Source organism: Xanthomonas sp. NCPPB 2250 (assembly GCF_056725265.1).
Genome location: NZ_CM161520.1, coordinates 1,120,371 through 1,146,963, shown reverse-complemented (window position 1 = coordinate 1,146,963; position 26,593 = coordinate 1,120,371). Strand labels below are relative to the sequence as shown.

18 protein-coding genes and 1 riboswitch are annotated in these 26,593 nt (G+C 68.5%); of the genes, 6 read left to right on the top strand and 12 right to left on the bottom strand.

The window, feature by feature from the left end; all coding sequences use genetic code 11:
- Positions 1 to 24: 24 nt before the first annotated feature.
- Positions 25 to 1,464, bottom strand: a complete 1,440-nt coding sequence (mpl, locus tag AC1PMG_RS04780; RefSeq protein ID WP_481110836.1) for a UDP-N-acetylmuramate:L-alanyl-gamma-D-glutamyl-meso-diaminopimelate ligase — start codon at positions 1,462 to 1,464, stop codon at positions 25 to 27.
- A gap of 550 nt (positions 1,465 to 2,014) precedes the next feature.
- On the bottom strand, positions 2,015 to 2,578 hold the full coding sequence (locus AC1PMG_RS04775; RefSeq protein WP_160965320.1) for an adenylate kinase: 564 nt from the start codon (positions 2,576 to 2,578) through the stop codon (positions 2,015 to 2,017).
- A gap of 145 nt (positions 2,579 to 2,723) precedes the next feature.
- Here AC1PMG_RS04775 and AC1PMG_RS04770 point away from each other — a divergent pair, with 145 nt between their 5' ends.
- Positions 2,724 to 3,980, top strand: coding sequence for a 6-phosphofructokinase (locus AC1PMG_RS04770; protein WP_481110835.1), 1,257 nt, complete (start codon positions 2,724 to 2,726; stop codon positions 3,978 to 3,980).
- Between the two features lie 113 nt (positions 3,981 to 4,093).
- Positions 4,094 to 4,432: a DUF6434 domain-containing protein gene (locus tag AC1PMG_RS04765; protein WP_481110834.1), complete on the top strand. Its 339-nt coding sequence runs from the start codon at positions 4,094 to 4,096 to the stop codon at positions 4,430 to 4,432.
- A gap of 245 nt (positions 4,433 to 4,677) precedes the next feature.
- Here the strand turns inward: AC1PMG_RS04765 and AC1PMG_RS04760 are convergent, their stop codons facing one another.
- A complete protein-coding gene (locus tag AC1PMG_RS04760; RefSeq protein ID WP_481110833.1) occupies positions 4,678 to 5,217 on the bottom strand; it encodes a hypothetical protein in 540 nt (179 codons plus the stop codon).
- 257 nt (positions 5,218 to 5,474) lie between these two features.
- Between AC1PMG_RS04760 and AC1PMG_RS04755 the strand changes: the two genes are divergently transcribed.
- A complete protein-coding gene (locus AC1PMG_RS04755) occupies positions 5,475 to 7,502 on the top strand; it encodes a sodium-translocating pyrophosphatase (protein ID WP_481110832.1) in 2,028 nt (675 codons plus the stop codon).
- Positions 7,503 to 7,558: 56 nt separating this feature from the next.
- On the opposite strand, the gene AC1PMG_RS04750 is transcribed toward AC1PMG_RS04755, so the two are convergent.
- Positions 7,559 to 8,047 (bottom strand): hypothetical protein, encoded by a 489-nt coding sequence (locus AC1PMG_RS04750; RefSeq protein ID WP_481110831.1) that lies wholly within the window; start codon positions 8,045 to 8,047, stop codon positions 7,559 to 7,561.
- Between the two features lie 198 nt (positions 8,048 to 8,245).
- Here AC1PMG_RS04750 and ppa point away from each other — a divergent pair, with 198 nt between their 5' ends.
- Both ppa and AC1PMG_RS04740 read left to right on the top strand, forming a co-directional pair.
- On the top strand, positions 8,246 to 8,779 hold the full coding sequence (gene ppa / locus AC1PMG_RS04745) for an inorganic diphosphatase (protein ID WP_010343376.1): 534 nt from the start codon (positions 8,246 to 8,248) through the stop codon (positions 8,777 to 8,779).
- A 158-nt stretch (positions 8,780 to 8,937) separates the two neighbouring features.
- A complete protein-coding gene (locus tag AC1PMG_RS04740; protein WP_481110830.1) occupies positions 8,938 to 10,053 on the top strand; it encodes an HDOD domain-containing protein in 1,116 nt (371 codons plus the stop codon).
- 95 nt (positions 10,054 to 10,148) lie between these two features.
- Here AC1PMG_RS04740 and AC1PMG_RS04735 read toward each other — a convergent pair whose 3' ends face one another.
- The 7 genes from AC1PMG_RS04735 to AC1PMG_RS04705 all read right to left on the bottom strand — a co-directional run bounded on the left by AC1PMG_RS04735 (position 10,149) and on the right by AC1PMG_RS04705 (position 22,567).
- Positions 10,149 to 11,051 carry a hypothetical protein gene (locus AC1PMG_RS04735; protein ID WP_481110829.1) on the bottom strand — a complete coding sequence of 301 codons (903 nt, stop codon included), beginning with the start codon at positions 11,049 to 11,051 and terminating at the stop codon, positions 10,149 to 10,151.
- A 37-nt stretch (positions 11,052 to 11,088) separates the two neighbouring features.
- Positions 11,089 to 13,944: a TonB-dependent receptor gene (locus tag AC1PMG_RS04730; protein WP_481110828.1), complete on the bottom strand. Its 2,856-nt coding sequence runs from the start codon at positions 13,942 to 13,944 to the stop codon at positions 11,089 to 11,091.
- A 49-nt stretch (positions 13,945 to 13,993) separates the two neighbouring features.
- On the bottom strand, positions 13,994 to 14,890 hold the full coding sequence (locus AC1PMG_RS04725) for a helix-turn-helix transcriptional regulator (RefSeq protein ID WP_481111610.1): 897 nt from the start codon (positions 14,888 to 14,890) through the stop codon (positions 13,994 to 13,996).
- Between the two features lie 120 nt (positions 14,891 to 15,010).
- Positions 15,011 to 17,284: a winged helix-turn-helix domain-containing protein gene (locus tag AC1PMG_RS04720; protein ID WP_481110827.1), complete on the bottom strand. Its 2,274-nt coding sequence runs from the start codon at positions 17,282 to 17,284 to the stop codon at positions 15,011 to 15,013.
- A 309-nt stretch (positions 17,285 to 17,593) separates the two neighbouring features.
- On the bottom strand, positions 17,594 to 18,259 hold the full coding sequence (locus AC1PMG_RS04715) for an ion channel (RefSeq protein WP_017910513.1): 666 nt from the start codon (positions 18,257 to 18,259) through the stop codon (positions 17,594 to 17,596).
- Between the two features lie 149 nt (positions 18,260 to 18,408).
- On the bottom strand, positions 18,409 to 20,286 hold the full coding sequence (gene thiC, locus AC1PMG_RS04710; RefSeq protein ID WP_481110826.1) for a phosphomethylpyrimidine synthase ThiC: 1,878 nt from the start codon (positions 20,284 to 20,286) through the stop codon (positions 18,409 to 18,411).
- A gap of 111 nt (positions 20,287 to 20,397) precedes the next feature.
- Positions 20,398 to 20,498, bottom strand: a riboswitch (TPP riboswitch).
- A 212-nt stretch (positions 20,499 to 20,710) separates the two neighbouring features.
- Positions 20,711 to 22,567 (bottom strand): methyl-accepting chemotaxis protein, encoded by a 1,857-nt coding sequence (locus tag AC1PMG_RS04705; RefSeq protein WP_481110825.1) that lies wholly within the window; start codon positions 22,565 to 22,567, stop codon positions 20,711 to 20,713.
- Positions 22,568 to 22,899: 332 nt separating this feature from the next.
- On the opposite strand from AC1PMG_RS04705, the gene AC1PMG_RS04700 reads away from it, so the two are divergent.
- Positions 22,900 to 24,471, top strand: a complete 1,572-nt coding sequence (locus AC1PMG_RS04700; protein ID WP_481110824.1) for a BCCT family transporter — start codon at positions 22,900 to 22,902, stop codon at positions 24,469 to 24,471.
- A gap of 22 nt (positions 24,472 to 24,493) precedes the next feature.
- On the opposite strand, the gene ggt is transcribed toward AC1PMG_RS04700, so the two are convergent.
- On the bottom strand, positions 24,494 to 26,215 hold the full coding sequence (gene ggt / locus AC1PMG_RS04695; RefSeq protein ID WP_481110823.1) for a gamma-glutamyltransferase: 1,722 nt from the start codon (positions 26,213 to 26,215) through the stop codon (positions 24,494 to 24,496).
- Positions 26,216 to 26,593: the final 378 nt, after the last annotated feature.

The window sequence follows — 26,593 nt, the reverse complement described above, 5'->3', positions numbered from 1 at the left end:
CGGCTCCGCCGTACGCGGCGAACCTCATTGCAGCGCCGCCAGGAAGCGTCGCGGTGCGCCGTCGAAGCCGCCGTTGGACATGAACACCACATGGTCGCCGGCGCGCGCCTGCGCCTGCAACGCGGCCAGCAGAGCGTCCACGTCGGGCGCCGCGCAGGCATCGCCGCGCACCGCGGCGATCACCTTGCCCGCGTCCCAGGCCAGTTCCGGCCGCTGCAGGAACACCACCGCGTCGGCGGCCTCCAGCGACGGCGCCAGCGCCTCGGCATGCGCGCCCAGCCGCATCGAATTGCTGCGCGGCTCCATCGCCACCACGATGCGCGCCGTACCGACCTTGGCGCGCAGGCCTTCGAGCGTGGTGCGGATGGCGGTGGGATGGTGGGCGAAGTCGTCGTACACGGTGATGCCCTGCACCTGGCCGAGCACTTCCAGGCGCCGCTTGACGCTGCGGAAGCGCGCCAGCGCCGGCATCACCTGCGCCGGCACCACGCCAACCGCATGGGCGGCGGCCAGTGCGGCCAGCGCGTTCATCACGTTGTGGCGACCGAGCAGCGGCCATTCCACCTCGCCGAGTTCGCGGCCCTGGTGCAGCACCGCGAAGCGGCTGCCGTCGGCGGCGAGCAGGCGTGCGCTCCACTCGAACGCCGGATCGAAGCCGAAGCGCTCCACCGGGGTCCAGCAGCCCATCGCCAGCACCTCGCGCAGGTGCGCGTCCTCGCCGTTGACGATCAGCCGGCCGCGGCGCGGCACGGTCCGCACCAGATGGTGGAACTGGCGCTGGATCGCGGCGACGTCCGGGAAGATGTCGGCGTGGTCGTATTCGAGGTTGTTGAGGATCGCCACCAGCGGCCGGTAGTGCACGAACTTGCTGCGCTTGTCGAAGAACGCGGTGTCGTACTCGTCGGCCTCGACCACAAACAGCGGCCGGCCCGCCAGGGCCGGCCCCTGATGTCCTTCTCCCTCCGGGAGAAGGTGGCGCGCAGCGCCGGATGCGGGTTCGGCAACCGCACGCCCCAGCCGCGCGGAGACGCCGAAATCCTCGGCCACCCCGCCGATCAGGAAGCCCGGTTCGCGCCCCGCCGCCTGCAGCAGCCAGGTCAGGATGCTGGTGGTGGTGGTCTTGCCGTGGGTGCCGGCCACCGCCAGGGTATCGCGCCCCGGCAGCACCTGCTCGCTCAGCCATTGCGCGCCGGAGGTGTAGGCGCGCCCGGCGTCGAGCACCGCCTCGACCGCGGCATTGCCGCGCGACAGCGCGTTGCCGACGATCACCTGGTCGCAATCCGCGGCGATGTGTTCGGGCAGGTAGCCCTGCTTCAGCGCGATGCCCAGGCGCTCCAGTTGCGTGGACATCGGCGGGTAGATCGCCTGGTCGCTGCCCTCGACCGCATGGCCGAGTTCGCGCGCCAGCGCGGCGACACCGCCCATGAACGTACCGGCGATGCCGAGAATATGGATCTTGCTCATGGCCGGATTGTCGCCGATCCCCCGGCGCACGCAAACCTGCGAGGCAGCAGCCGTTGGCCGTAGCGGGTGTGCCGCGGGGCCGATCCGGGGAAACCGTCTCGCCGCGCAGTCAAGTAGGGAATCCCCCACATCGGCTGGGTAAAGTTCCCGATAGGCAAGTCGGGAGCGGACGCCGAAAATGAACGCGCCGGCCTCGACACCCTGTGGTTCTACTCCCCAAGAGACCATCCCCAAGGGAGCTCATGTCGTGGGGCTCTGAGCAAGCTCGTTCGCTGGCACCTTCTTTCCCCGATCCCGGCCCTCCATTGGCAAGCGGGATACGCGCCCACGGCCGCCACTCGCTGCGCGCAGCGCAGCGGGACATGCCCCACGTGTCGTTATCGTCGTAGGAGCGGCTTGAGCCGCGACGGGCCTTACCGGGAATGCGCGTCGCGGCTGAAACCATTCCTACGGGCGGGCGTTGCGCATCGTGACGGGAGGCGCGCCGCCGCCGAGACGGCGCCGTCTGCACGACCGGCACCCGCTGCGGGCGCCGGCATGCCGTGCCGCCTCAGCGGCCGATCGCCGCCAGGATGCGGGCGAGCACGTCGTCCTGCGAGCCGACGCCGTCAACGCGCGCGAGCGTGCCGCGCTTGTCGTAGAAGCCGATCACCGGCGCGGTGGAATCGGTATAGACCTGCAGGCGCTTGCGCACCGACTCGGGGTTGTCGTCCTCGCGGCCTTCGGCCTTGGCGCGGCCGGCGATGCGCTCGACCAGCAGTTCGTTGGCCACGTCCAGCTGCACCACCGCGTCCAGCGGCTGGCCGAGCTTGGCCAGCAGTTCGTCCAGCGCGCCGGCCTGGGCCAGGTTGCGCGGGTAGCCGTCGAGGATGAAACCGTTGCGCACGTCGTCGCGGCCGAGGCGCGATTCGAGCATGCCGAGCAGGATGTCGTCGGAGACCAGGTCGCCGCGCGCCATCACTTCCTTGGCCTGCACGCCCAGCGGGGTGCCGGCGGCGACTTCGGCGCGCAACAGATCGCCGGTGGAGATGTGCGGGATCTGCAGCTTGTCCTTCAGGCGGGCCGCCTGCGTGCCCTTGCCCGATCCGGGCGGTCCCAACAGAACCAATCGCATCAACCTGACTCCTCGAGGAAAGTACCGTGCGCGGCCGGCGGCGTTAGACTCGGGGGCCACGCCTGCGCTGCACCGCAAGAGCCCCAGCTTACCGCATCCAGGCAATGTCCCGGCAATGTCCCCACCCCAGGAGCGAACCCCGACCATGGCCCAAGGCACCCTGCTGTACGCCCAGTCCGGCGGCGTCACCGCCGTCATCAACGCCAGCGCCGCCGCCGTCATCGGCGAGGCGCGGGCGCGCAAGGTCAAGGTGCTGGCCGCGCGCAACGGCATCCTTGGCGCGCTGCGCGAGGACCTGATCGACACCTCCAAGGAGTCGGCGGCGACGATCGCCGCGCTGGCCCACACGCCCGGCGGCGCGTTCGGCTCGTGCCGCTACAAGCTCAAGTCGCTGGAGGCCGACCGCGCCAAGTACGAGCGGCTGCTGCAAGTGCTGCAGGCGCACGACGTGCGCTACTTCCTCTACAACGGCGGCAACGATTCGGCCGACACCGCGTGGAAGGTCTCGCAGTTGGCGCAGGCGTTCGGCTACCCGCTGCACTGCATCGGCGTGCCCAAGACCATCGACAACGATCTGGCGGTCACCGACACCTGCCCGGGCTTCGGCTCGGCGGCCAAGTACACCGCGGTGTCGGTGCGCGAGGCGGCGCTGGACGTGGCGGCGATGGCCGAGACCTCGACCAAGGTATTTGTCTACGAGGCCATGGGCCGCCATGCCGGCTGGCTGGCCGCCGCCGCCGGACTGGCCGCGCAGTCGCCGGACGACGCGCCGCAGATCATCCTGTTCCCCGAACGCGCCTACGACGAGGCCGCCTTCCTCGCGCAGGTGCGCAAGGTGGTGGACAAGGTCGGCTGGTGCGTGGTGGTGGCCAGCGAAGGCATCCAGACTGCCGACGGGCGCTTCGTCGCCGATGCCGGCGGCGGCACCGATGCGTTCGGGCACAGCCAGCTCGGCGGCGTGGCGTCCTACCTGGCCGGCAAGGTCAAGGCCGAACTGGGCTACAAGGTGCACTGGACCCTGCCCGACTACCTGCAGCGTTCGGCCCGCCACCTGGCTTCGCGTACCGACTGGGAACAGGCGCAGGCGGTCGGCAAGGCCGCGGTGCAGTTCGCGCTGAAGGGCATGAACGCGGTGATGCCGGCCATCGTGCGCAGCAGCGATGCGCCGTACCGCTGGAAGATCGAGGCTGCGCCGCTGGCCAAGGTCGCCAACCACGAGAAGAAGATGCCGGCCGGGTTCCTGCGCAAGGACGGCTTCGGCATCACCGAGAAGGCGCGCCGCTACCTGCAGCCGCTGATCCGCGGCGAGGCGCCGCTGCCATACGGCACGGATGGCCTGCCCAAGTACGTGGCGCTGAAGAACGTGGCGGTGAAGAAGAAGCTGCCGGCCTGGGAGGGCTGACAGCGCGGGCGCACGATCGGCATGACGTCATCGGCGCATGCCGTCGCGCGCGGGATGTCGCCGTTGGCGCCAGCCTCTGCAGGCTGCGCCGGACAATCGGGGGACGCGACAGGATGCTGCACGGGTCCTGGCGCATCCACCACGGATGTCGGACTGCCTGCACCTTCAGAGAAGACAAGGCCACCAGGATGCGCGACACGCACGAAGAGCCAAGCAGCGCGTCCGGCCACATGCGCTTCGATTGGCACAGCGCCCCCATCACCCGTGCGACGCCGGTGGACGAGCACTATCGCAACACGCAGAACGTGCGCCGCTTCCTCGTGACCATGTGCGGCGACGGCTTCGCGTTCGATCGCGCGTTCATCGCCTGGATCAGGAACGGCGTCGCCAAGACCATGGGCGACGTCGCCGACGAATGGCGGCGACGGCGCACCGGTACCGTGCCGACCTGAAACACCGCCCGCGCGCCACATGCGCCGGATCGGCAACGGTCAAGATGTGCGACAGCAACGCAAAGCGCAACGCCGCCAAGCCTGGCCTAGATCCTGGTTTACGCAGGCGCCCAGGGATCGCATGCGCCGTGGCTGTGCGACCTCACGACAGCCACATCACCGTCGCGCATCCGTACCGCCGGTCGCGGCCGCCCTGCCCGCGCGATGCAGGCATGACGACCGAGACGGCTCGGCAATTTTCCCGCTCAGCGGCAGGCCTTGCCTTCCACCGTCATCTGCGCGGTGAACTGCGGCACCTGTGGGACCTTGCCGGCGGCCGCCTGCTGCTTGGCCTCTTCCAGATAGATCCGCGACTGGCCCTGGCCATCGCGCTCGGTGTTCAGCGCCACCGGCTTGCGCCACACCCGCACCACCGCCTGCTGCGACGGACAGGCGGCGCTGGGCACGCGGATCAGATCGTTGAACTTCCAACCGATGGCCTCGCTGGGCTTGGCCTGATCGAACTCGACCAGCCTGGCGCGCGGCTGGCAGGTCGGGCTGCTGCGTACCGCGGAGAAGCGGTAGGGCTGCGCCGCATCGCCGGTGTACTCGCCCTCGAAGCGCACGCAGGCCTCGGGGATCTGGCGGATGGTGTGCACCACGCCCACCGCCTGCGGCGCGCTGGCCGGACGCTGCAGTTCCGGGGTCGGGTCGGCGGCCGCAGCGGCCAGCGGCACCAGCGCACACAGGCCGAGGGCCAGGATCGAGGCGCGTGCGCGCAGCCGTGGGGAAATCGTCGATTGCATCGGAGGGCTCCTGGGAAGCGATGCGCCACGCTGCCACGCACAGACTGAACCGCACGCCAAAAGTGAGACGCCCTGCCTGGTCGCTGGCGGCATCACGGAGGCAGGCGCATACTCGCCCACGTTCAGGCCAGATGACATTGCGATACGCACCAGCGGCGCGCGTTGTGGCCGCGGAGTCGTTGCATGCTTCAGCTCCTACGGTGTGATCCCCCGGTATGTCCAGCGCTTGGGCGCCATCCACATCCTTGGGAGGGGTCATGCTGGAACGATATGCGGTCACCGTGGCACTGGCGTGCGCGGCTCTGGCGGTGCTCTACGGCATCGTCTCCACGCGCTGGATCCTGGCGCAGCCCGCCGGCAACGAGCGCATGCGGCAGATCGCCGATGCGATCCAGGAAGGCGCCCGCGCCTACCTCAACCGACAGTACCTGACCATCGCCATCGCCGGCGCGGTCCTGCTGATGCTGGTCGGGGTGTTCCTGAGCTGGTACACCGCCGGCGGCTTCGCGATCGGCGCGGTGCTGTCCGGGGTCGCCGGCTACATCGGCATGAACCTGTCGGTGCGCGCCAACGTGCGTACCGCCGAAGCGGCGCGGCGCGGGCTGGCGCCGGCCATGGCGGTGGCGTTCCGCGGCGGCGCGATCACCGGCATGCTGGTGGTCGGGCTGGGCCTGATCGGCGTGGCCGGCTACTACGGCCTGCTGCAATGGCTGGGACACAGCGTGGGCGACAGCCTGCATGCGCTGGTCGGCCTGGCCTTCGGCAGTTCGCTGATCTCGATCTTCGCGCGCCTGGGCGGCGGCATCTTCACCAAGGGCGCCGACGTCGGCGCGGACCTGGTCGGCAAGGTCGAGGCCGGCATCCCCGAGGACGACCCGCGCAATCCGGCGGTGATCGCCGACAACGTCGGCGACAACGTCGGCGACTGCGCCGGCATGGCCGCCGACCTGTTCGAGACCTACGCGGTCACCGTGATCGCGACGATGCTGCTGGGCGGGCTGATGGCCGCCGAGGCCGGGCGCAACGCGGTGCTGTATCCGCTGGTGCTGGGCGGGGTGTCGATCGTCGCCTCGATCGTCGGCACCTTCTTCGTGCGCGTGCGCCCGGGCGGCTCGATCATGGGCGCGCTGTACAAGGGCGTGGTGGTCTCGGCGGTGCTGGCGGCGCTGGCGTTCTGGCCGGTGACCCAGCAACTGATGGGCGACACCGCCGCCGGTGCCGGCAAGCTCTACGGCTGCGCGCTGATCGGCCTGGCGTTGACCGGGCTGATCGTGTGGATCACCGAGTACTACACCGGCACCCAGTACAAGCCGGTGCAGCACGTGGCGCAAGCCTCGACCACCGGCCACGGCACCAACATCATCGCCGGCCTGGGCATCTCGATGAAGTCCACCGCGCTGCCGGTGATCGCGGTGTGCGCGGCGATCTGGGGCGCGTTCGCGTTGTCCGGCCTGTACGGCATCGCCATCGCCGCCACCGCGATGCTGTCGATGGCCGGCATGATCGTGGCGCTGGATGCGTACGGCCCGATCACCGACAACGCCGGCGGCATCGCCGAAATGGCGGAACTGCCACCGGAGGTGCGCGCGGTCACCGATCCGCTGGACGCGGTCGGCAACACCACCAAGGCCGTGACCAAGGGCTATGCGATCGGTTCGGCGGCGCTGGCGGCGCTGGTGCTGTTCGCCGACTACACCCACAACCTGCGCGCCGCGCACCCCACCGAAACCTTCGCCTTCGACCTGTCCGACCACACGGTGATCATCGGCCTGCTGATCGGCGGCCTGATCCCCTACCTGTTCGGCGCGATGGCGATGGAGGCGGTCGGCCGCGCCGCCGGCGCGGTGGTGGAGGAAGTGCGGCGGCAGTTCCGCGAGATCGCCGGCATCATGCAGGGCACCGGCAAGCCGCAATACGACCGCGCAGTCGACATGCTGACCCGCTCGGCGATCCGCGAAATGATCGTGCCCTCGCTGCTGCCGGTGGCGGTGCCGATCGTGGTCGGCCTGCTGCTGGGCCCGCGCGCGCTCGGCGGCCTGCTGATCGGCACCATCGTCACCGGGCTGTTCGTGGCCATTTCCATGACCACCGGCGGCGGCGCCTGGGACAACGCCAAGAAGTACATCGAGGACGGCCATTTCGGCGGCAAGGGCAGCGAGGCGCACAAGGCCGCGGTGACCGGCGACACCGTCGGCGACCCGTACAAGGACACCGCCGGCCCGGCGATCAATCCGCTGATCAAGATCATCAACATCGTGGCGTTGCTGCTGGTGCCGCTGCTGTAACCACACGCGCAGCAGGCGTCGGCGACATGCCGGCGCCTGCTGCGCGTCCTCTGCCGCTACAGGCAGTCGATCAGGCCATCGTTGATGCTGTGCTCGCTGCGCGGCAGCGGCGCGAACAGCGGCCGCTCACCCGACAGCGCCGCGTACAGCGCGTGCAGCCGGGTCTGCGGCTGCAGCGGGGTCCGGCAATGCCACAGCCGCGCATCGACCACGACCCGGCCGGTGTCCGCATCGATACTGGCCTCGCTGGCGCCGAAGCTCCAGATGCACTCCCCGATCACCCCGTCGCGCTGGCGCACCGAGCAGCGATAGCGCAGCGGCCGGTAGTCGCTGTAGTCGCCTTCGCAGAAGGTGTCGCCGCAGAGCTGGTCGAAGTCGTGCGCCAGCCGTCGCTCCAGGTCGGCGAACGCCTCCCAGCCCTCGCCCGGGGCGGGATAGTCCATCGCATCCACGTAGGCCGGTTGCGCCTGTTGCGCCTGCGCAGCGCCGCAGGCCAGGACCAGCACCGCCAGCAGCGGCAGCATCGATTGCCGGATTCCGTTCATCGTCTTGCTCCTTGGGTGGGGACAGTGGCCACAGGGTCGCCGCCACCCGATTCCGGCACCATCGGAATGCGCCCCATGCGGGCCGGTATGGAGTCCGAAACCGCTGTAGGAATCCTCCGAACCGCCGTGCGCTGCATTGCAACAGCCAACCGACTAGAATGCCTGCCTCTTTAGAAGCCACTCCACTGGAGCTAGCGCATGGGTCTGGAACTGGTCACCTCCGGCAAGAACCTGCCGGAAGAAATCAACGTCGTCATCGAAATCCCCAAGGATTCCGAGCCGGTCAAGTACGAAGTGGACAAGGCCAGCGGCGCCATCTTCGTCGACCGCATCCTCTCCACCCCGATGCGCTACCCCTGCAACTACGGTTACGTGCCCAACACCCTGTGCGGCGACGGCGACCCGGCCGACGTGCTGGTGGTGCTGCCGCTGCCGCTGGTGCCCGGCTGCGTGGTGCGCTGCCGCCCGGTCGGCGTGCTGAAGATGAGCGACGAGGCCGGCAGCGACGAGAAGATCCTGGCGGTGCCGGTGGCCAAGGTGTTCCAGGGCTATGCGCACATCGAGGACATCACCCAGGTGTCCGGCCACTGGATGGAACGCATCGGCCACTTCTTCGAGCACTACAAGGACCTGGAGAAGGGCAAGTGGGTCAAGCTCGACGGCTGGGGCAACGCCGAGGAAGCCAAGCGCATCCTGCGCGAGTCCGTGACCCGTTACGAAGCCGGCGCCTGAGCCGCCGCCACGGCGGGGCGCTGCCGCCCCGCCGCGGCTGATCCGTTTCACGTTTTGCCGTTGCCGGGGCGCCGCCCTTCGGGGTTTGCGGTACATTGCGCCATGGCATCACCGAGCCCGGTCCGTCCGCGACCCGGCTCTTCTTGGGGGACAGTCTCTTGCGCATCCTGTTCGTCGGCGACGAAGCCAGCCTTCCGTCCGAAGTCACTGAATACATTCGCGATCTTGGCGACGACTGGGAGGTCCAGAGCGTTGCCGACGGCAATGCCGCGATCGCCGCGGCGGCCACGGTGCGCCTGGATGCGGTGATCGCCGCGCCGACGCTGCCGGACCTGACCACCGCCACCCTGCTCGGCCAGATCCGCACGCTGAGTCCGGAAACCATCCGCATCGCGCTGATCGAGGCCGAACAGAGCAATCGCGCGCCGCCGGCGCGGATCATCGGCGTGGCCCACCGGTTCCTGCCGCTGCCGCTGTCCCCGGAAATGCTGCTGGAGGCGGTCACCAGCCTGGAGGAACTGCAGGAACTGCTGGGCAACCCGCGCCTGCGTTCCAGCATCGGCCGCATCGAGAAGCTGCCCTCGCCGCCGCATCTGTACCTGAGCCTGATGCACGCGCTGGAGCAGGACGAAGGCAGCAACGCCGCCGACCTGGCCAAGCTGGTCTCGGCCGACCCGGCGATCGCGGCCAAGGTGCTGCAGCTGTGCAATTCGGCGTTCTTCTCCAACGGCCGCACCATTTCCGACCTGCGCACCGCCGTGACCCGGCTGGGCACCGCCACCCTGCGCGACCTGGTCCTGGCCAGCGAAGTGTTCTCGGTGCAGGCGCTGTCCAACGCCGAGCGCAACGCGCTGCAGCAGCGTTCGCTGCTGGCGTCCAAGCTGGCCGCGAAGATGCTGCCGGCCTCCAGCGTCGAACTGGGTTCGACCGCGGCGCTGCTGGCCGACATCGGCCTGCTGCTGCCGGGCGTGCGCGATGAGCGCGAGCCGCCCACCGATGCCAACGACACCCGGCCGGGCCACGCCGAAGCCGGCGCCTACCTGCTGGGCCTGTGGGGCCTGCCGATGCCGATCATCGAGGCGGTGGCCTTCCATCGCCAGCCGCAGCGTTCCAGCACCCGCAGCTTCTGGGTCACCGGCGCGGTGCACGTGGCGATGGCGCTGGCCAGCGGCTCGGAGGTCGACGAGGAGTACCTGTCCAAGACCGGCATGCTCAACAAGCTGCCGACCTGGCGCGAGCACGCCGAGAACCTGATGGGCCTGACCTCGGCGTAGGAACCGCCATCCTATGCACGAAAAATTTGATCTCCGCGGAAAATAAACGCAAAAAAACGGGCCACAAGGCCCGTTTTTTTAACAGAGGACAAGACTTACTGCGTTCTATACTGAACGAGGCAAACTTGCTGCACCCCGGATCCACTGCAACTGATGGCGCGAACCGAGCCACCTTGGGAGCCGACGACTTTGATTGTGGCGCCTAAACTCTGCATGTGCTCGGCCATGCGGTTTAAATTTTCACCACCATAATCCGTCCAATCCCCCTGAACCTCCTGGATATCACTGGGAATAAGCTGCCCAGCGCCGGTGCGCGCACTGCCGGGCTCCGTATTTCCATTCTGATTTTCAAGATTGACAATGATTGTCACATAAGACCCATCCTTGAAAACCACCTTGTACATTATCCTCGCCTGATCACGCAGACCGGTGTAGTTGGATGCCAACTGCAACAAGTCAGTCATTGCGGTAAGCACATTGGCGCCGACAACCGAGGATATGACATTCACGTTGCCGGTCGCCGATTCGATCATCGCCCTCAAATTGGCATCCCGAACGAATTCGTATGCGGTCTTGCCAGCAGCATCGGGGTTGAGTCCAAGCATGCTGACCGGAACATTGTAAGTTGGGCGTATCGTTCCACCACCGCTAACATAAAGTTCGTGAGCACGCCTCACTTCCTCGGACGCACCCGGCGGCGGCGTCTGTTTACGAACGACCGGATTCGCCGCAGTTGTCGTGCGCAGCGGAACGCCACCACCGCCGCCACCAGATCCCACGTACCACTGCTGGATCTTGTTTCCGCTCACGCTGTACACGATATGCGTACCCGTGCCGCGATTTACGGCTTCCGCGCGAAAATCGCCGTCATCCTGACAGCTTTCACATCGAATCGCAGCAGCTTCGGCTGAAGAGCCATAGAAAGTTCCAGCACCAACAGCAACCACGCCAATCAGAAAATTTCTAATCACGATAAAGTCCTTTTCAAGAAAAAACATGGCGGGCCATGGCCCGCCATGCGCTAGTTCAATCAAATCAGAACCGCTGGGTGTACTTCATGTACACATAGCGACCGATGTCGAAGCCGCCGTAGTAGGCGAAGCTGCTGTCCGGGGCCGAGTACATCAGCGGACCGCGGTGATCGAACACATTGTTCGCACCGATGGCGATCGTCGCGTCCCACGGCGCCTTCCAGTTGACCTGCAGATCGTGGAAGGTGTTGGAGCCGGTGTGACGCAGCGGGTCGGCCTCGCCGTTGGCGAAGTGGTCCGGCGCATCGCAGTAATCGGCGGCACGCGAAATGCACTTTTCCTTCATGCCCGAGTAGTAGCGCAAGGTGTAGTTCACACCGAAGTCGCCCATCGTCCAGTTCACGCCCAGGTTGGAACGCACGCGGAAAATGCCCGGCTCGCCGACGCTGCCGATCGTGATGTTGTCGCCCGCCTGATTCTGGCCGGCTTCGTCGTACTTGCTGACGTAGCTGGTCTGCCAGTCGATCATGATCTTGCCGAACGCCATTTCCGGCAGACGGTAGCGGATGCCCAGATCGTAGCCTTCGGTCTCCATCTGGCCGAGGTTGGCCACGCCGTAGGTCATCGCCGAGATATGGCCGTCGGCGGCACGGGTCACGCCGGCGCAGCGCTCGGCATTGCCCAGCACGTAGCAGTCGCGCAGGATGCGGTCGACGCTATCGGCGATGATCATGTCCTTGATCTCGTAGCGGTACCAATCCAGCGAGATGTCCAGGCCCTGCACCCAGCGCGGGCTCCACACCAGACCGGCGGTCTTGCTGGTGGAGGTTTCCGGCTTCAGGTTCGGGTTGGAGCCGCTGATGAACTCGTCCGGGGTCTGGCAAGGAAGGGTCGAACACGGCACGTAGCCCTGGCCCAGCTGGGTGTAGCCGACCGGCACGCCGGCCGCGCTGCACGCCGCATTGCCGTTGACGCTGTTGGGCGCGCCCACGCCGCACGGATCGATGTAGGACTCGAAGCTGCTGTTCAGGCCGCCGTACAGATCGCTGATCGTCGGGGCGCGGAAGCCCTCGGCGTAGGTGCCGCGGACCAGCAGCTCGTCGATCGGCTTCCAGGTGAAGCCGAACTTGGAGTTCACCGTGTCGCCGAAGTTGCTGTAGTCCGAATAGCGGCTGGCCAGGTTCAGGGTCAGCTGCTTGGCGAACGCCATGTCGGCCAGGATCGGCACGTTCAACTCGAGGTAGAACTCGTCCAGATCGTAGTTGCCGGAGGTGGTCTTGGCGCCCAGGCCGGTGCTCTCACCCGACTGCGCGAAGGCGTCCGGCGAGAAGCGGCCTTCTTCCTTGCGGTGCTCGTAGCCGACCGCGATGCCGAGGTCGCCCGCCGGCAGCGTCGCCAGCGTGCCGCTCAGGTTGGCGGTGTAGCTGGTGGTCTTGGTCAGGCCGGTATCGGTGAAGTACGGGAACAGGAAGGCCTGGGTGTCCGCATCGGCCAGCGAGCCCGGGCCGGCCACGCCGAACGGCAGCAGCGGGTTCCACGGGCGGCAGGCGCTCAGCGACACCGGCGCGGCGGCGGTGCCGCACTGGGCGACGCCGTTGGCGTTGATGAAGGACGAACCCAGCGCCTGGCGCGCGGCGATCAGGCTCATGTCGCCGTGACCGGTCTTGGTGCTCTCGTTGCGGTTCCATAGCGCACCGAGGTCCCAGTCCCAGCTCTTGTCGGCGAACTCGAAGGAGCCGCTGATGGTCGGCGCGAAGCGCGTGGTCTTCAGCTTGCTCTCGGTGGTGCGCGGCACTTCCCACAGGCGGCGGCGGAAGTCGATGTCCTGGCCGATCGGGTTGAACGCGCTGTCGCCGGCCAGCGGGGTGCCGAACGCGGCGGACTGGTACGGATAGCCGGCGATCTGCTGATCGGTGGTGCGCTCGTTGTAGAGCACGTCGGCGTTGAAGACGATGGAGTCGGTCAGGTCGTAGTTGGCGTTGGCGAACACCGACTTCCGCTCGATGCCGGTCTGCACCATCATCTGCTGGTTGGAGTTGGCGTACTCGGCCGGGGTCAGCGGATGGTAGTCGGCCGGGTTGTTCGGGTTGCCGCCCTGGTTCAGCGTCTGCCACACGGCGACTTCCGGATCCGAGCAATCCACGGTCAGCGGGTTGCACCAGCTGCCGTTCTGGCTGATCGGGCTCCAGCCGCTCGGCGTGGAGTTCGGACCACGGCTGCCGTCGCGGCTGAACCAACGGTTCTTGGCGAACACCGGATCCTGCTTGGAGTACTCGGCGGTCAGCGCCACGCCACCGCGCTCGCCCTGGGTGCCGATGGTGAAGGAGTACTGCGAGGTCTTGCCGTCGCCTTCGCCGAACTGGCCGAATTCGGCCGAGACTTCGGCGCCGTCGAAACGCTTGCGGGTGATGACGTTGACCACGCCGGCAATGGCGTCGGAACCGTAGATCGACGAGGCGCCGTCCTTCAGCACTTCGATGCGCTCGATCGCCGCCATCGGGACCTGGCTCAGGTCCTGCAGGCCGGAGGTGGTCGCGCCCAGGCGCTTGCCGTTCAACAGCACCAGGGTACGCTCGGCACCGAGATTGCGCAGGTCGACGTAGTAGCCGCCGACGTTTTCGCCGGACGCCAGCGCATCGGCGCGCGAGATCGCCGGGGAACCGGCCGAGGTCAGGTTCTGCAGCACGTCGGCGACCGAGGTGTAGCCCTGGCGCTCCAGCGCCTGGCGGTCCAGGGTCAGGATCGGCTGCTGGGTTTCGACGTCGGCGCTACGGATGCGCGAACCGGTGATTTCGATCCGGTCCAGCGTGGTGGTGGACGAGGCGGCGGCTTCTTGCGCGCCGGCAATCGCCGGCGTCAACGCGATCGCGATGCTGGCGGGCAGCAAGCCCAGCCGCACTGCGGGAGTGCGAAGGTTCATCAATCTCTCCAGGGTAACGTTAGGGGCGTGTTAAGACGCCCTCGGCACGTTACGTTCCGGTGAGCGCGGCTGCTTTGCCGCTGTCGCCTGCAGACTTTGCCGATTCTGGCGGCACGGTGCTGCCATGGCGATATTGCGAGGCGGAGACACCGAAGCGTGCGCGGAACGCCCGCGCGAAGCTGCAGCAGTTGTCGAATCCGCTGGCGGCGGCCACCTCGCCGATCATCATCGTGGTGTCGCGCAACAGGTCCGCCGCGCGCTCCAGGCGCAGGCGCGCCGACAACGCCTGCGGGCTTTCCTCGTACAGACTCTGGAACGTCTTGGATAGGTACCAGCCGGAGAAGTTGGTCAGCTCGGCCAGTTCGCTGATCCGCACCACGCGGTCGCGATGGCCGTCCAGATACAGCCGCGCACGCTGCATGCGCCCGAACACCTGGCGCTTGCGCATCCGCGAGCGCCCGGGACAGCGCTGCACGCGGCGCGACAATTCGCCCTGCATGGAGGCCAGATGCAGCAGCACCGGCCGCATCGCCAACGCATCGCCGGGCCGCGCCGCCGCCTGCCGCCACAGGCGCAAGGCGGTCCGCGTCTCGCGCAGCGACAACTCGCCGCGCCCCGCATACAAGGTCTCGTCGGCCATCCGCCCCAAGGCCTTCAGCGCCTCGCCGTCCAGGCTCAGGCCGATGCATAGGCCGTCGCGATCGGTCTGCAGCATCGGCCGCGAGTCGCGTTCGAAGGCCAGCCACTGGCCGCGGCGCAGGGCGAAACGCCCCTCCTTGGCCTCGATCCAGGCGCTGCCACGCAACTGCAGCCAGACCGTGAAGGCATTCGCCGACGCCTGCACGCTGGCCAGGCGCGCCGCGCCCAGGCAGGCCGGACCCGCCGGCGCGTCGTCCGCGTCCACCACCAGTTGTTGTCCATGATCGACCAGGAAAGATTGCCGCATCCGAGCACCTGCTTGACGTAAACCGGTGCGCAGTCTTTGCCGAATGTGGCGGCAGGTCAGGACGTCTTGGCGATAGTTGTCCGAAATCGCCACGATGCCCTTACGAACAACTTACGAAGCCTATTTTTTCTTCCGGATCAACCAGTTGTGCGAGATGGTCGAGAACAATTCCGGCTGCTCGTGCATGCGCATGAAGCCGATCTCGCTGCCGTCCTCGACCGCCAGTGCCACATAGGCGTCGCCATTGCGCGGATCGATGCTGAAGCCGTTGACCGCACTGAAGTGGTCGCGGTCCAGGCACACGCTGGCGGCGAGGCCACCGTCGATCCGCGCCATGCGGCTGGCGCATTCGCCGGTCTGGAACAGGTAATGCACCGCACCCTCGGGGCCCAGCGCCCAACTGCGGTAGCGCCACAGCGACGGCAGACTGTCGTCCACGACACGCACGCTGGCCAGGTCCAGGCTGGCATCGACGCGCCACAGGCCACTGCGCGCGAGCCGGGTGAACAGGATTTCCCCAGTGGCGGGATCGGCGCGGACCTGGGAAACATCCGGCAAGCTCGCCAAGGGCCGCCAGGGCACCGCGCGCCGGTCGTACAACTGCAGGCGGGTGCGGCCGTTCTCGCCCAGCAGGACCAGCAATTGCCCGGGTTCGGCGGTGTACAACGCCTGCAGCGGCTCGCCGGCCGGCACCGGCAAGGCCGCCACACTGCCGGACTGGGGCCGGACCTCATAGATCGCCGAACGCCCCTGCGCATCGCGGCCGCTGACCAGCAGCGCCTGGCTGTCGGCCGACCACGCCAGGGGCTGCCGGGTCTCCGGCCGCACGCCCTCGATCAGCCGCAACGAGGTCGGCTGGCGCACATCGCCCCACCACAGTGCATAGCTGCCGTCGCGATCGGAGGTGAAGGCGAGTTGGCGCCCGTCGGGCGCGATGCTCGGCTGGCCGTCGCGGCCGGTGGACGCGAACAGCCGCTGACGCTCGCGCGGCACATCCGCCGCTCCCGCCCGGATGCGGTACACGGCGAACTGCGGACGCCGGTGCACGAACGCCAGGCTGCCGCCGTCGCGCGCCAGCCGCGGCGCCTGCGCATCGCTCAACCCCAGGTCGCGCAGGCGCCGGGTCTGCGTGTCCAGCCGGTACAGCCGGGTCTCGCCATCGACGCGGCGCCCGAACACGATGCCCTGCCCGTCTCGCGCCCAGTCCCAGCCACGGATCTCGGCGAATTCGTGGGTCAACGGTTCGGCGGTGCCGCCGGAAGCCGGCATCCGCCACAGCCCGCCCATCTGCGGATTGCGCACGAAGGCGATCCATTTGCCGTCCGGCGAGTAGCGCGGCGCGTAATCGAAATCGCCGGCGGCGACCGGATAATCCAGCGCCGTCCAGCGCCCGCTGCCCAGATCCAGCACGCGGATGCCGCGCGCCGGCTGGCGCCCGTTCATGCTGCCGAACACCAGACCGCGGCCATCCGGCGTCCAGTCGAAGCTGAGCAATTCGCTGTCGTCGCAGCGCGCGACCTCGCGCGCGGGCGTACGCCCGTCGGCCTGCACCAGCATCACCCGGCACTGGCGATCGGCGCCGAGCCGGGCAAAGGCGATGTGCGTGCCGTCGGGCGACCAGGCGGGCAGGCGGTCGGAGGCGCCGCGGGCCGGGACGCCCAGCGAACGCGGGGGCGTACTGCCGGCGGCGCCGCTGGTCGGCTGGATGAGCAACTGGGTGCCATCGCTGCCGGTGGTGCGTGCGGCATAGGCCACCTGCGCGCCATCCGGAGACAGCGCCGGCTCCAGCTTGAACCCGGACATGGCGGTGATCAGCCGGTACGGCCGCTTGGGGCTGCCCAGCACGCGTTCCTGCTCGGCGCTGTCGGCGGGCACGGCCTCAGGGCGCGCGAACCACCACCAGCAGGCCAGCGCCAGCACCAGCATCGACGCCGCACCGGCGGCGGCAGCGAGCCATGACGGCGCACGCCGCCGCGCTGCGGGGGCGATGGCCGGAACACCCGCTGCAGCCGTCTCCGCGGCGTCGTCCGTGTCCGGCAATGGAGCGGCCGCCGCGCCCGCCTCGGCCTCGACATCCGGCAAGGCCTGCACCGGCGCCACCAGGCGGTAGCCGGTCTTGGCCAGGGTCTCGATGTACACCGACGCCTCGCCGCGCATGCCGGCCGCGAAGGCCTTGCGCAACTGGGTGATGGCCTGGGTCACCACGTCGTTGGTCGGCTGCGTGTCCGGCCAGACCTGCGCCAACAGCGCCTCGCGCTCCACCACCTGACCCGGCTGCCCCAGCAACACCCGCAGCACGCCCATCGCCTTGGGCGTGAGCCGTTGCGGCCGGCGCGCGCGCGGGGCGTGCACCTCGCGCAAGGACAGCAGCACCACGCAATCGCCGACCTGCATCCGTTGCGGAAGCGTCGATGTGGCGGACGATGAAGAAGACATGGTGTTGGACAACGAAAAAAAGCGCCGTGACGGAAGTGTCGCAGATGCGGCGGCGACGCAGCCACGTACGGCTCGCAGCGAGAGCCAACGAGCAAACTCGGCAAAACGAGGCAGCGGATGCCGCCAAGCGCGGCTTGTCACTGAATTCTACTCTAGTCATCGCCGCCGCCAACCGCGACGACGCATTCAGGCTCTCTCTCCGCCGACGAAATTCACATAATCGCTCCATGACTGCGCGCCCCTGGGCGCGCTTTTTTTACGCCACGTTCACGTCTTCATGTGGCGTGTGACGCTGAGCCCAATCAGTCGCGACACCACCAAGGCGATGTACATCACGCCGGCGAACTGTTCGATCATCACCAGCGCGCGGGCGAACGGCTGCACCGGCACGACGTCGCTCAGGCCCACGCCAGAAAGCACGCTGAAGCTCAGATACAGCAGTTCCATCCAGGTCCGCGGCGAGGCCGCGTCCACGGCCGCGGTGAAGCTGCCCGGCAGCCATTGCTGGCAGACCGCGAAGACGAACGCGAAAGCCCAGGCCAGCAGCGTGAAGGTGGCGCCGGCCGCATAGAGTTCGTCGCGGGTGACCACGTGGTCCTGCAGCATGTAGGCGATCAGGCTGCCGGCGGTATAGAAGTACAGCAGGCTCTCCAGCAGTTGCGCCCAGGCGGTCATCGCCGGATTGCCGAGCAGCGCCGCGGCGATCGACAGCGCCACCGACGGCAGCGCCAGGCAACAGGCGATCCACAGCGCCGAGGGTCCGCGGTTGACCACCCACAAGGCCAGCGCCAGCACCACGATGCCGAAGGCGCCGAACAGCGCGCGCCCGGCCGCGGTGTCCTCCATCCAGGGATACAGCAGCACGCCCAGCAGTTGCACCGCGAGCAACAGCGCGGACGGATGGCGACGCAGCGCGAACGCATAGCGCAGCATGAGACATTCCCTGTGGCGACCAGCGCGCATCATAGACGCGCGCGTGGAGGACGCCGTCGTCATGATCGCGGCGCACACCGCACCCCCACGCACAGCCAGGTCCATGTCGACAGCGGCGGCGGCGCCCTGCGGCGCCGACCGCCGTGCGCTCACTCGGCGCGGTACACCTGCGCGCCAGCCGCCAGGAACTGCGCCGACTTCTCGGCCATGCCGGCCTGCAGCGCCGCTTCCGCGTCGACCCCGTGTTCGGCGGCGTAGTCGCGCACGTCCTGGGTGATCTTCATCGAACAGAAGTGCGGCCCGCACATCGAACAGAAATGCGCCAGCTTGTGCGCGTCCTTGGGCAGGGTCTCGTCGTGGAACTCGCGCGCCTTCTCCGGATCCAGGCCGAGATGGAACTGGTCGTCCCAGCGGAACTCGAAGCGCGCCTTGGACAAGGCGTTGTCGCGTACCTGCGCGCCGGGGTGGCCCTTGGCCAGGTCCGCGACGTGCGCGGCGATCTTGTAGGCCATGATGCCGTCGCGCACGTCGGCGCGGTTGGGCAGGCCCAGATGCTCCTTCGGCGTGACGTAGCACAGCATCGCGGTGCCGAACCAGCCGATCATCGCCGCGCCGATCGCCGAGGTGATGTGGTCGTAGCCGGGCGCGATGTCGGTGGTCAGCGGCCCCAGCGTGTAGAACGGCGCCTCGCCGCACTCGCGCAGTTGCTTGTCCATGTTCTCCTTGATCAATTGCATCGGCACGTGGCCGGGGCCCTCGATCATGGTCTGCACGTCGTGCTTCCAGGCGACCTTGGTCAACTCGCCCAACGTCTCCAGTTCGCCGAACTGGGCGGCGTCGTTGGCGTCGGCGATGCAACCCGGGCGCAAGCCGTCGCCCAGCGAAAAGGCCACGTCGTAGGCCTTCATGATCTCGCAGATGTCCTCGAAGTGGGTGTAGAGGAAGTTCTCGCGATGATGCGCCAGGCACCACTTGGCCAGGATCGAGCCGCCGCGCGAGACGATGCCGGTGACGCGCTTGGCGGTGAGCGGGACGTAGCGCAGCAATACGCCGGCATGGATGGTGAAGTAGTCCACGCCCTGTTCGGCCTGCTCGATGAGGGTGTCGCGGAAGATCTCCCAGGTCAGTTCCTCGGCGCGGCCATCCACCTTCTCCAGCGCCTGGTAGATCGGCACGGTGCCGATCGGCACCGGCGAGTTGCGCACGATCCATTCGCGGGTCTCGTGGATGTGCTTGCCGGTGGACAGGTCCATCACCGTGTCCCCGCCCCAGCGGATCGCCCACACCAGCTTCTCCACTTCCTCGGCGATGCCGGAGCTGACTGCGCTGTTGCCGATGTTGGCGTTGATCTTGGTCAGGAAGTTGCGGCCGATGATCATCGGCTCGCTTTCCGGATGGTTGATGTTGCACGGCAGGATGGCCCGGCCGCGGGCGATCTCGTCGCGCACGAACTCGGGCGTGACCTGCTGCGGGATGGCGGCACCGAACGCTTCGCCGGGGTGCTGCACGCGCAGTTGCGCATCGCGCAGGTCCTGCAGGCGCTGGTTCTCGCGGATCGCCACGAACTCCATTTCCGGGGTGACGATGCCGCGCCGTGCGTAATGCATCTGGGTGACGTTGGCGCCGTCGCGGGCGCGTCGCGGCAGCCGCCGCGCCGGGAAGCGCACCGCCTGCAGGCGCGCATCGTCCTCGCGCGCACGCCCGAACTGCGAACTGAGCCCGGCCAGCGCCACGCTGTCGCCGCGCTCGGCGATCCAGGCGGCGCGCAGCGGCACCAGGCCGGCGCCGAGATCGATCCGCGCCTGCGGGTCGGTGTACGGCCCGGACGTGTCGTAGACGGTGATCGGGGCATTTTCCTCGCCGCCGAACACGGTGGGCGTGCGGGTCAGCGCGATCTCGCGCATCGGCACCTGCAGATCGGCGCGCGAGCCCTGCACTAAGATCTTGCGCGAACCGGGGATCGGGCGGGTCACCGCCGCGGACAAGGTGTCGGTCTGCTGCTGCAGCGGATTGGGTACGGCGTTCATCGGCGTTCGTCCTGGTTCAAGTGACCCGCAGGGGAAGCGGGACGGGTGCGAGCGGACTCGCATCTCGGACGAAGCGGCGGCGCGGGCCCGCCACGGACGCGCACGCGCCCGCAGCGGACTTGCGAAGCTTCCCTACGCCGGTATCAACCGGATCAGGTTCGAAGGGACTGTCTCAACCGCGGCCTGCGCCGGCGGTACCCCCGCTTCTGCGGCTATTAGACCCGTTTCCGCCACTCGCCGCCAACCGCTGCGGCTGAACGCCGGCACAGCCGCCGCGCGCATGTGTCAGCACCGCCACACGCGGCGGCGCCGGCGACAAACCGCGGCCACGTGGCCGGCCTAGCCTGCGCGCACAAGAATCAGAGCTCTCTCTCATCGCCGCCGGCACTGCCGGCGGCATTTTTTTGCCCGCGCGTGCGTCGGCTCATTCCAGCATGTAGGCCACGCGCAGGCCGCCCCAGTGGCGCCCGCGGACGTGCACCGGCACCGACAGGTCGAACAGGATCTGGCCGGTATCGCGCCGATACACCTGCAGCAGATAGGGCTCGGTGTGGCGGCCGACATTGCGGCCGACCCGGTCGGCGAAGATGCGCTTGCTGCGGTTGCCGACCAGGTCGCGCGCGCGGTCGCCACTGAGCGGCTGGCTGAAGCGCAGATTGTGGGTCGGCACGTAACCGTCGACGTTCGCGCAGATCGCGAACACGATCCACGGATGCGCGGCCAGCAGCGGCTCCTGCAGCGGCGGCAACAGTTCGTCGCACAGCGCATCGAACGCGGTGCGGTACTTGGGCGGGTCGATGCCGGGGATCGGCACGTACTCGGTGGAGAACAGCGCCTCCTCGCCGATGCGCCCGCGTAGCAGCGCTGCCTCGAAGGCCTGGCCGACGCTGACCGCAGCGGCCTGGGCCAGATCGCGCACGCGCGCATGCCGTGGCTGGCGCATCGGATCGGCGGGCAGGCGGAACAGGTTCACGCAGTCGTGCAGGGTGTCGCTGCCGGCGGCCAGGTCGGCGCTGCGCTGCACCACCTGCGCGGCGTGCTGCAGATTGCTGCGGCTGAGCCCGACCACGTGCTCGATGGCACGGTCGATGCCGCCGATCTCCCCGCTCTGCGTGGCGATGCGGCCGGCCACCGCCTCCATCGCCGCACTGGCGCGACCGAGCAATTCGCCGATGCCGCCCAGCACCTGCTCGGTGCGCTGCGCCGAGGCCGCACTGTCCTGCAGGGCAGCGCCTGTCTCGCCGATGATGCTGCGCACGTCGCGTGCCGCGGTGGCGGCGCGTTCGGCCAGCTGCCGGATTTCGGTGGCGACCACCGCAAAACCACGCCCGGCCGGGCCGGCATGTACCGCTTCGATGCTGGCGTTGATCGAGAGGATGTTGGTCTGGAACGCGACCGCATCGATCACCTCGATGACCTGGTTGGCGCGTGCCGAACGCCGCGCCACCTCCTGCATCGCTTGGCCGAGGATGCGCGCCGCCTCCACACCCTGGCGGGCGCTGTCGTCTGCGCTGGCCGCCACCGCGATCACCGCGCGCAGGTCGCGATCCATCTCGTGCAGGCTCTGCAGCAATTGCCGGGTGGTGGCGAGCACCGTCTGCAGGGCATCCAGTTGGGTCTGCGATTGCCGCGCCAGTTCGTCGTTCTCGGCGACCACGTGCGGCACGTCGGCGGCGATCTGCAGCGACAGCGCCACCGCCTGGCGGATCGCCTCGGCCAGGTTGCCGAAACCGGCCGACAGGCGCCGCCCCGGCATCGCCTCGGCCTCCTGCGCCGACAGCGGCGTGTGCAGCCCCAGATCCAGATCGCAGCCGGTCAGCCGCTCGCCGATCCGGTCGAGCAGCGCCTGCGCCGCCACGCCCTCCTGGATCCGCTGCGCCAATGCCTGCAGCGCCGGGCTGATCGCGCCCTGTGCCTGGCCGGCACCGAGCAGGGCGACGTCGCGCAACAGGGCCGCGGTTTCCGGATGCGGCAGCGACAGCAGCCAGCCCTGGCCACCACGGTCGCGGTCGCGCTGGTAGCGCACGCGGCGCGTGGGATCGGCTCCCGGTGCCTGCCAACTGCCTTCGGCGTCCACCAGGGCGGTCAGCGGCAGGCCCCAGATCGCCTCGCTGGTGGCGCCGAGCAAGGTCTCGGCCGGCATCCCCAGCAGGTCCAGGGCGGCGCGGTTGGCGGCGCTCACGCGACCATCGGACTCCAGCCGCAACAGGGCGATCGGGGCATCCGGCAAACCGGCAACGGGCGCGGCGTCGGCATCGGGACTGCGTGAGAACAAGGCCATCGGCGTCTCCCTCGGTGCTGCGGCCATGGTATCGGCTCCCGCCGCGCCCTCGCAGCGACGAACGCCGCAACCGGGATCACCATCATGCCCGGCGGCGTACAGCGACCGACACCGCCACGACGCGGCGATGACGTCGTCTTCGCGAAGATGCCTGCCTTGCACGCCAAGCGCACGCTGTGGCGCGACCTGGCCTCGCAGTGACAGCGCGATGCGCCAGGCGACAGTGCGGGCACCCGGCGCCGGCGCGGCACGCTGTCTCGCCGCCGCTTGCCCTGCGTACGTGTCGCCAGCGGCGACGCCCCCATCCGTTCCACGACTGGAGACGCTCCACCATGGTGTTCCGCATTTCCATCGCCTTGGTGGCGCTGCTGGTCCTGATCGCCGGCGTTGCCCCCGGCCCCTTCAATGGCGTGGTGCAGACCGCGCTGACCGACGTGATCCGCAGTGCCGGCTGGCTGTACCTGCTGATCGTGTTCCTGACCCTGAGCTTCCTGCTGTACCTGGCGTTCGGCCGCTTCGGCAACCTGCGCATCGGCGGCGAAGACGCCGAGCCTGATTTCTCGCGCGGGAGCTGGCTGTCGATGTTGTTCGCCGCCGGCATGGGCATCGGCCTGGTGTTCTGGGGTGCGGCCGAGCCGATCTCGCATTTCCTCAAACCGCCGGAAGGGCTGGCGCCGGAGAGCATGCAGGCGGCACGCGCATCGATGCGCTACGCCTTCTTCCACTGGGGCCTGCATCCCTGGGCGGTGTATGCGCTGATCGGGCTGGCGATGGCCTGGTTCCAGTACAACCGCAACGGCCGCGGACTGATCAGCGACATCCTGCAGCCGGTCATCGGCCGCCATCACCGCGGCTGGATCGGGCAGAGCGTGAACATCGCCGCGGTGGTCGCCACCGCGGTCGGCGTGGCGACCACGCTGGGCTTCGGCACCATCCAGATCGCCGCCGGCGTGCAGCGGGTGTTCGGCGTGCACGCCGGGGTGCCGTTGCAGCTGACGGTGATCGCCGTGGCCTTCGTGCTGTACATGCTGTCCACCAGCACCGGCGTGGAACGCGGCATCAAGTGGCTGTCCAACATCAACCTGGCGCTGGCCGCGCTGCTGCTGGCCACGGTGCTGGTGCTCGGCCCCACCGGCTTCATCTTCGACACCTTCACCACCACGCTGGGCGCCTACCTCAATCAGCTGGTGACGATGAGCCTGCGCATGTCGCCGTTCTCCGGCGACCGCTGGGTGGCCGACTGGACCATCTTCTACTGGGCCTGGTGGATCGCCTGGGCGCCGTTCGTCGGCGCGTTCATCGCCCGCGTCTCACGCGGCCGCAGCGTGCGCGAATTCGTCGTCGGCGTGGTGCTGGCGCCGACCCTGCTCGGCTTCCTGTGGTTCTCGGTGTTCGGCGGCACCGCGCTGTGGTCGCAGCTGTTCGGCCATGTCGACATGCTGCAGGCGCTGCACAACGGCTACGAGACGGTGCTGTTCACCCTGTTCGACAGCCTGCCGGGGTCGCTGCTGCTGTCGAGCGTGGCGTTGTTGCTGCTGCTGATCTTCTTCGTCAGTTCCGCCGATTCGGCGGTGCTGGTGCTGGCCAGCATGTCCACCGACGAGGCCGGCGACCCGCCGCTGGCGCGCAAGCTGGTGTGGGGCGTGGCGGTGGCGCTGATCGCCGCGGTGCTGTTGCTGGCCGGCGGCCTGGATGCGCTGCAGGGCGTGATCACCATCGCGGCGCTGCCGTTCGCCTTGCTGATGGTGCTGGTGATCGTGTCGCTGTACCGCGTGCTCGATGCCGAGTCCAACCGCCAACGCCGCCAGGCGCAACGCGCCCGGCACATGATCGAGGCCTGGATCGCGCGCGAACAGGCGGCGCGGGACGACGCGGACGCGGCGGCGCCCCGCGCACAGGAATGAACGCCCCCGCGCGCGGCGTACCTCAGTAACCGGCGGCCTGCCCGTCCTTGCGGCTTTCCGAGGCGCCGTAGTACACGCCGCTGTCCGGATCGCGCGCGATCGCCTGGTAACCGCCGTACGGCCCGTCGGCGAAGATCACCCGATGGCCCTTGCGCATCAGTTCGCGGATGGTGTCGTAGGCGAAGCCGGTTTCCAGGTTCAGTTCGCCGCCGTCGCGCATCGCCGTGGACTGCCCGGTCGGCTCGGTGGAACCATCGTGCTGGATACGCGGCGCGTCGCCGGCCTCCTGCAGGTTCATGTGGAAGTCGATCAGGTTCATCAGGATCTGCACGTGGCCCTGCGGCTGCATCGCCCCGCCCATCACCCCGAAGCTCAACCACGGCTTGCCGTCCTTGGTCACGAACGCGGGGATGATGGTCTGGAACGGACGCTTGCCCGGCGCATAGCCGTTGGGGTGGTCCTTCTGCAGCACGAACATCTCGCCGCGGTCCTGCAGGATGAAGCCCAGCCCCGGCGGGGCCATGCCGCTGCCCATGCCGCGATAGTTGGACTGGATCAGCGACACCATCATGCCGTCGGCATCGGCGACGGTCAGGTAAATCGTGTCGCCCTCTTCCAACTGCTTCGGCGTGCCCGGCTGCACTTCCTTGAGCGCGCGGTCCATCGAGATCAGCGCGCGCCGCTGCGCGGCGTAATCCTTGGAGATCAGCCGCGCCAGCGGCGCCGGCTGGAATGCCGGGTCGGCGTAGAAACGCGCACGATCGGCGAAGGCCAGCTTCTTCGCTTCGGTGAACAGGTGCACGTGCTCGGCCGAGCCGAACGGGATCTTGGAGAAGTCGTAGCCCTCCAGGATGTTGAGCATCTGCAGCGCGGCGATGCCCTGGCTGTTGGGCGGCAGTTCCCACACGTCGTAGCCGCGATAGTTGGTGGACACCGGCTCGACCCATTCGCCGTGGTGGCTGGCCAGGTCCTCGTAACGCAGGAAGCCGCCGTTGGCCTTGAAGTAGGCATCGATGGTGCGCGCGATCGGGCCCTTGTAGAACGCGTCGCGGCCGCCGTCGGCGATCTGCTGCAGGGTGTTGGCCAGGTTCGGGTTCTTCCACAGCTCGCCCTTGCGCGGGGCGTGGCCGTCGATGGTGAACTGCTCCTTGAAGCCGGGGTATTGCGACAGCCGCGGCACCGAGCGATCCCAGTAGTAGGCGATGGTCTCGGCCACCGGATGGCCGTCGCGGGCGTAGCGGATCGCCGGCGCCAGGTTCTGCGCCATGGTCCTGCGCCCGAAACGTTCGTGCAGCGCGAACCAGCCGTCGACCGCACCGGGCACCGAGACCGGCAGCGGACCGGTGGCCGGGATCTCCTTCAACCCGCGGCGCTGGAACTCGGCCAGGGTCAGCGCCTTCGGCGAGCGGCCGGAGCCGTTGTAGCCGTAGAGCTTCTGCGTCTTCGGATCCCAGACGATGGCGAACAGGTCGCCGCCGACGCCGTTGCCGGTCGGCTCCATCAGCCCCAGCGCGGCGTTGGCGGCGATCGCCGCATCCACCGCCGAGCCGCCCTCGCGCATGGTCTCCAGTGCGATCTGCGTGGCCAGCGGCTGCGAGGTGGCGGCCATGGCGTGCGGGGCGATCACTTCCGAGCGGGTCGCGAACGGCTGGCCGGTGATGCGGTCGGCGGCCTGCGCCGGCACCGACGTCGCCAGTGCCAGCGCGAGCGCCAGGCGCGCCAGGGAAGGAAGCGAAACGGACATGCGCGGCTCTCCGGAGAACAGGGGACGTCCACCGTACCCGAGTGCGGCCGGTGCCGCCGCGCAGGCGCTCACATCGCGCCATCGCAAAGGCCGGATTTCCGCGCAATTGGCGCCATTCGTCGCCTGCGCCACCTCCGTTTCATGCGTAACCATGCAGCGCTGGCGCGGCTTTCGGCACATTCGCCCGCGGAGGCCCGCAACACAGTTGACAGTCGCGCAAAGCCCATGGTTATCTCGCTGCATGTTGCAGCGCCACACCCGCCCGAAGTCGACCCGCCAGCCCGCCGCGTTGCGCGCGGACGCTGCTGCGTCGCTCCTCGTACTCGTGCTTATTACCTCGCCCACAAGTGCGGGACGAACCGGCGTGTAAGCGACAAG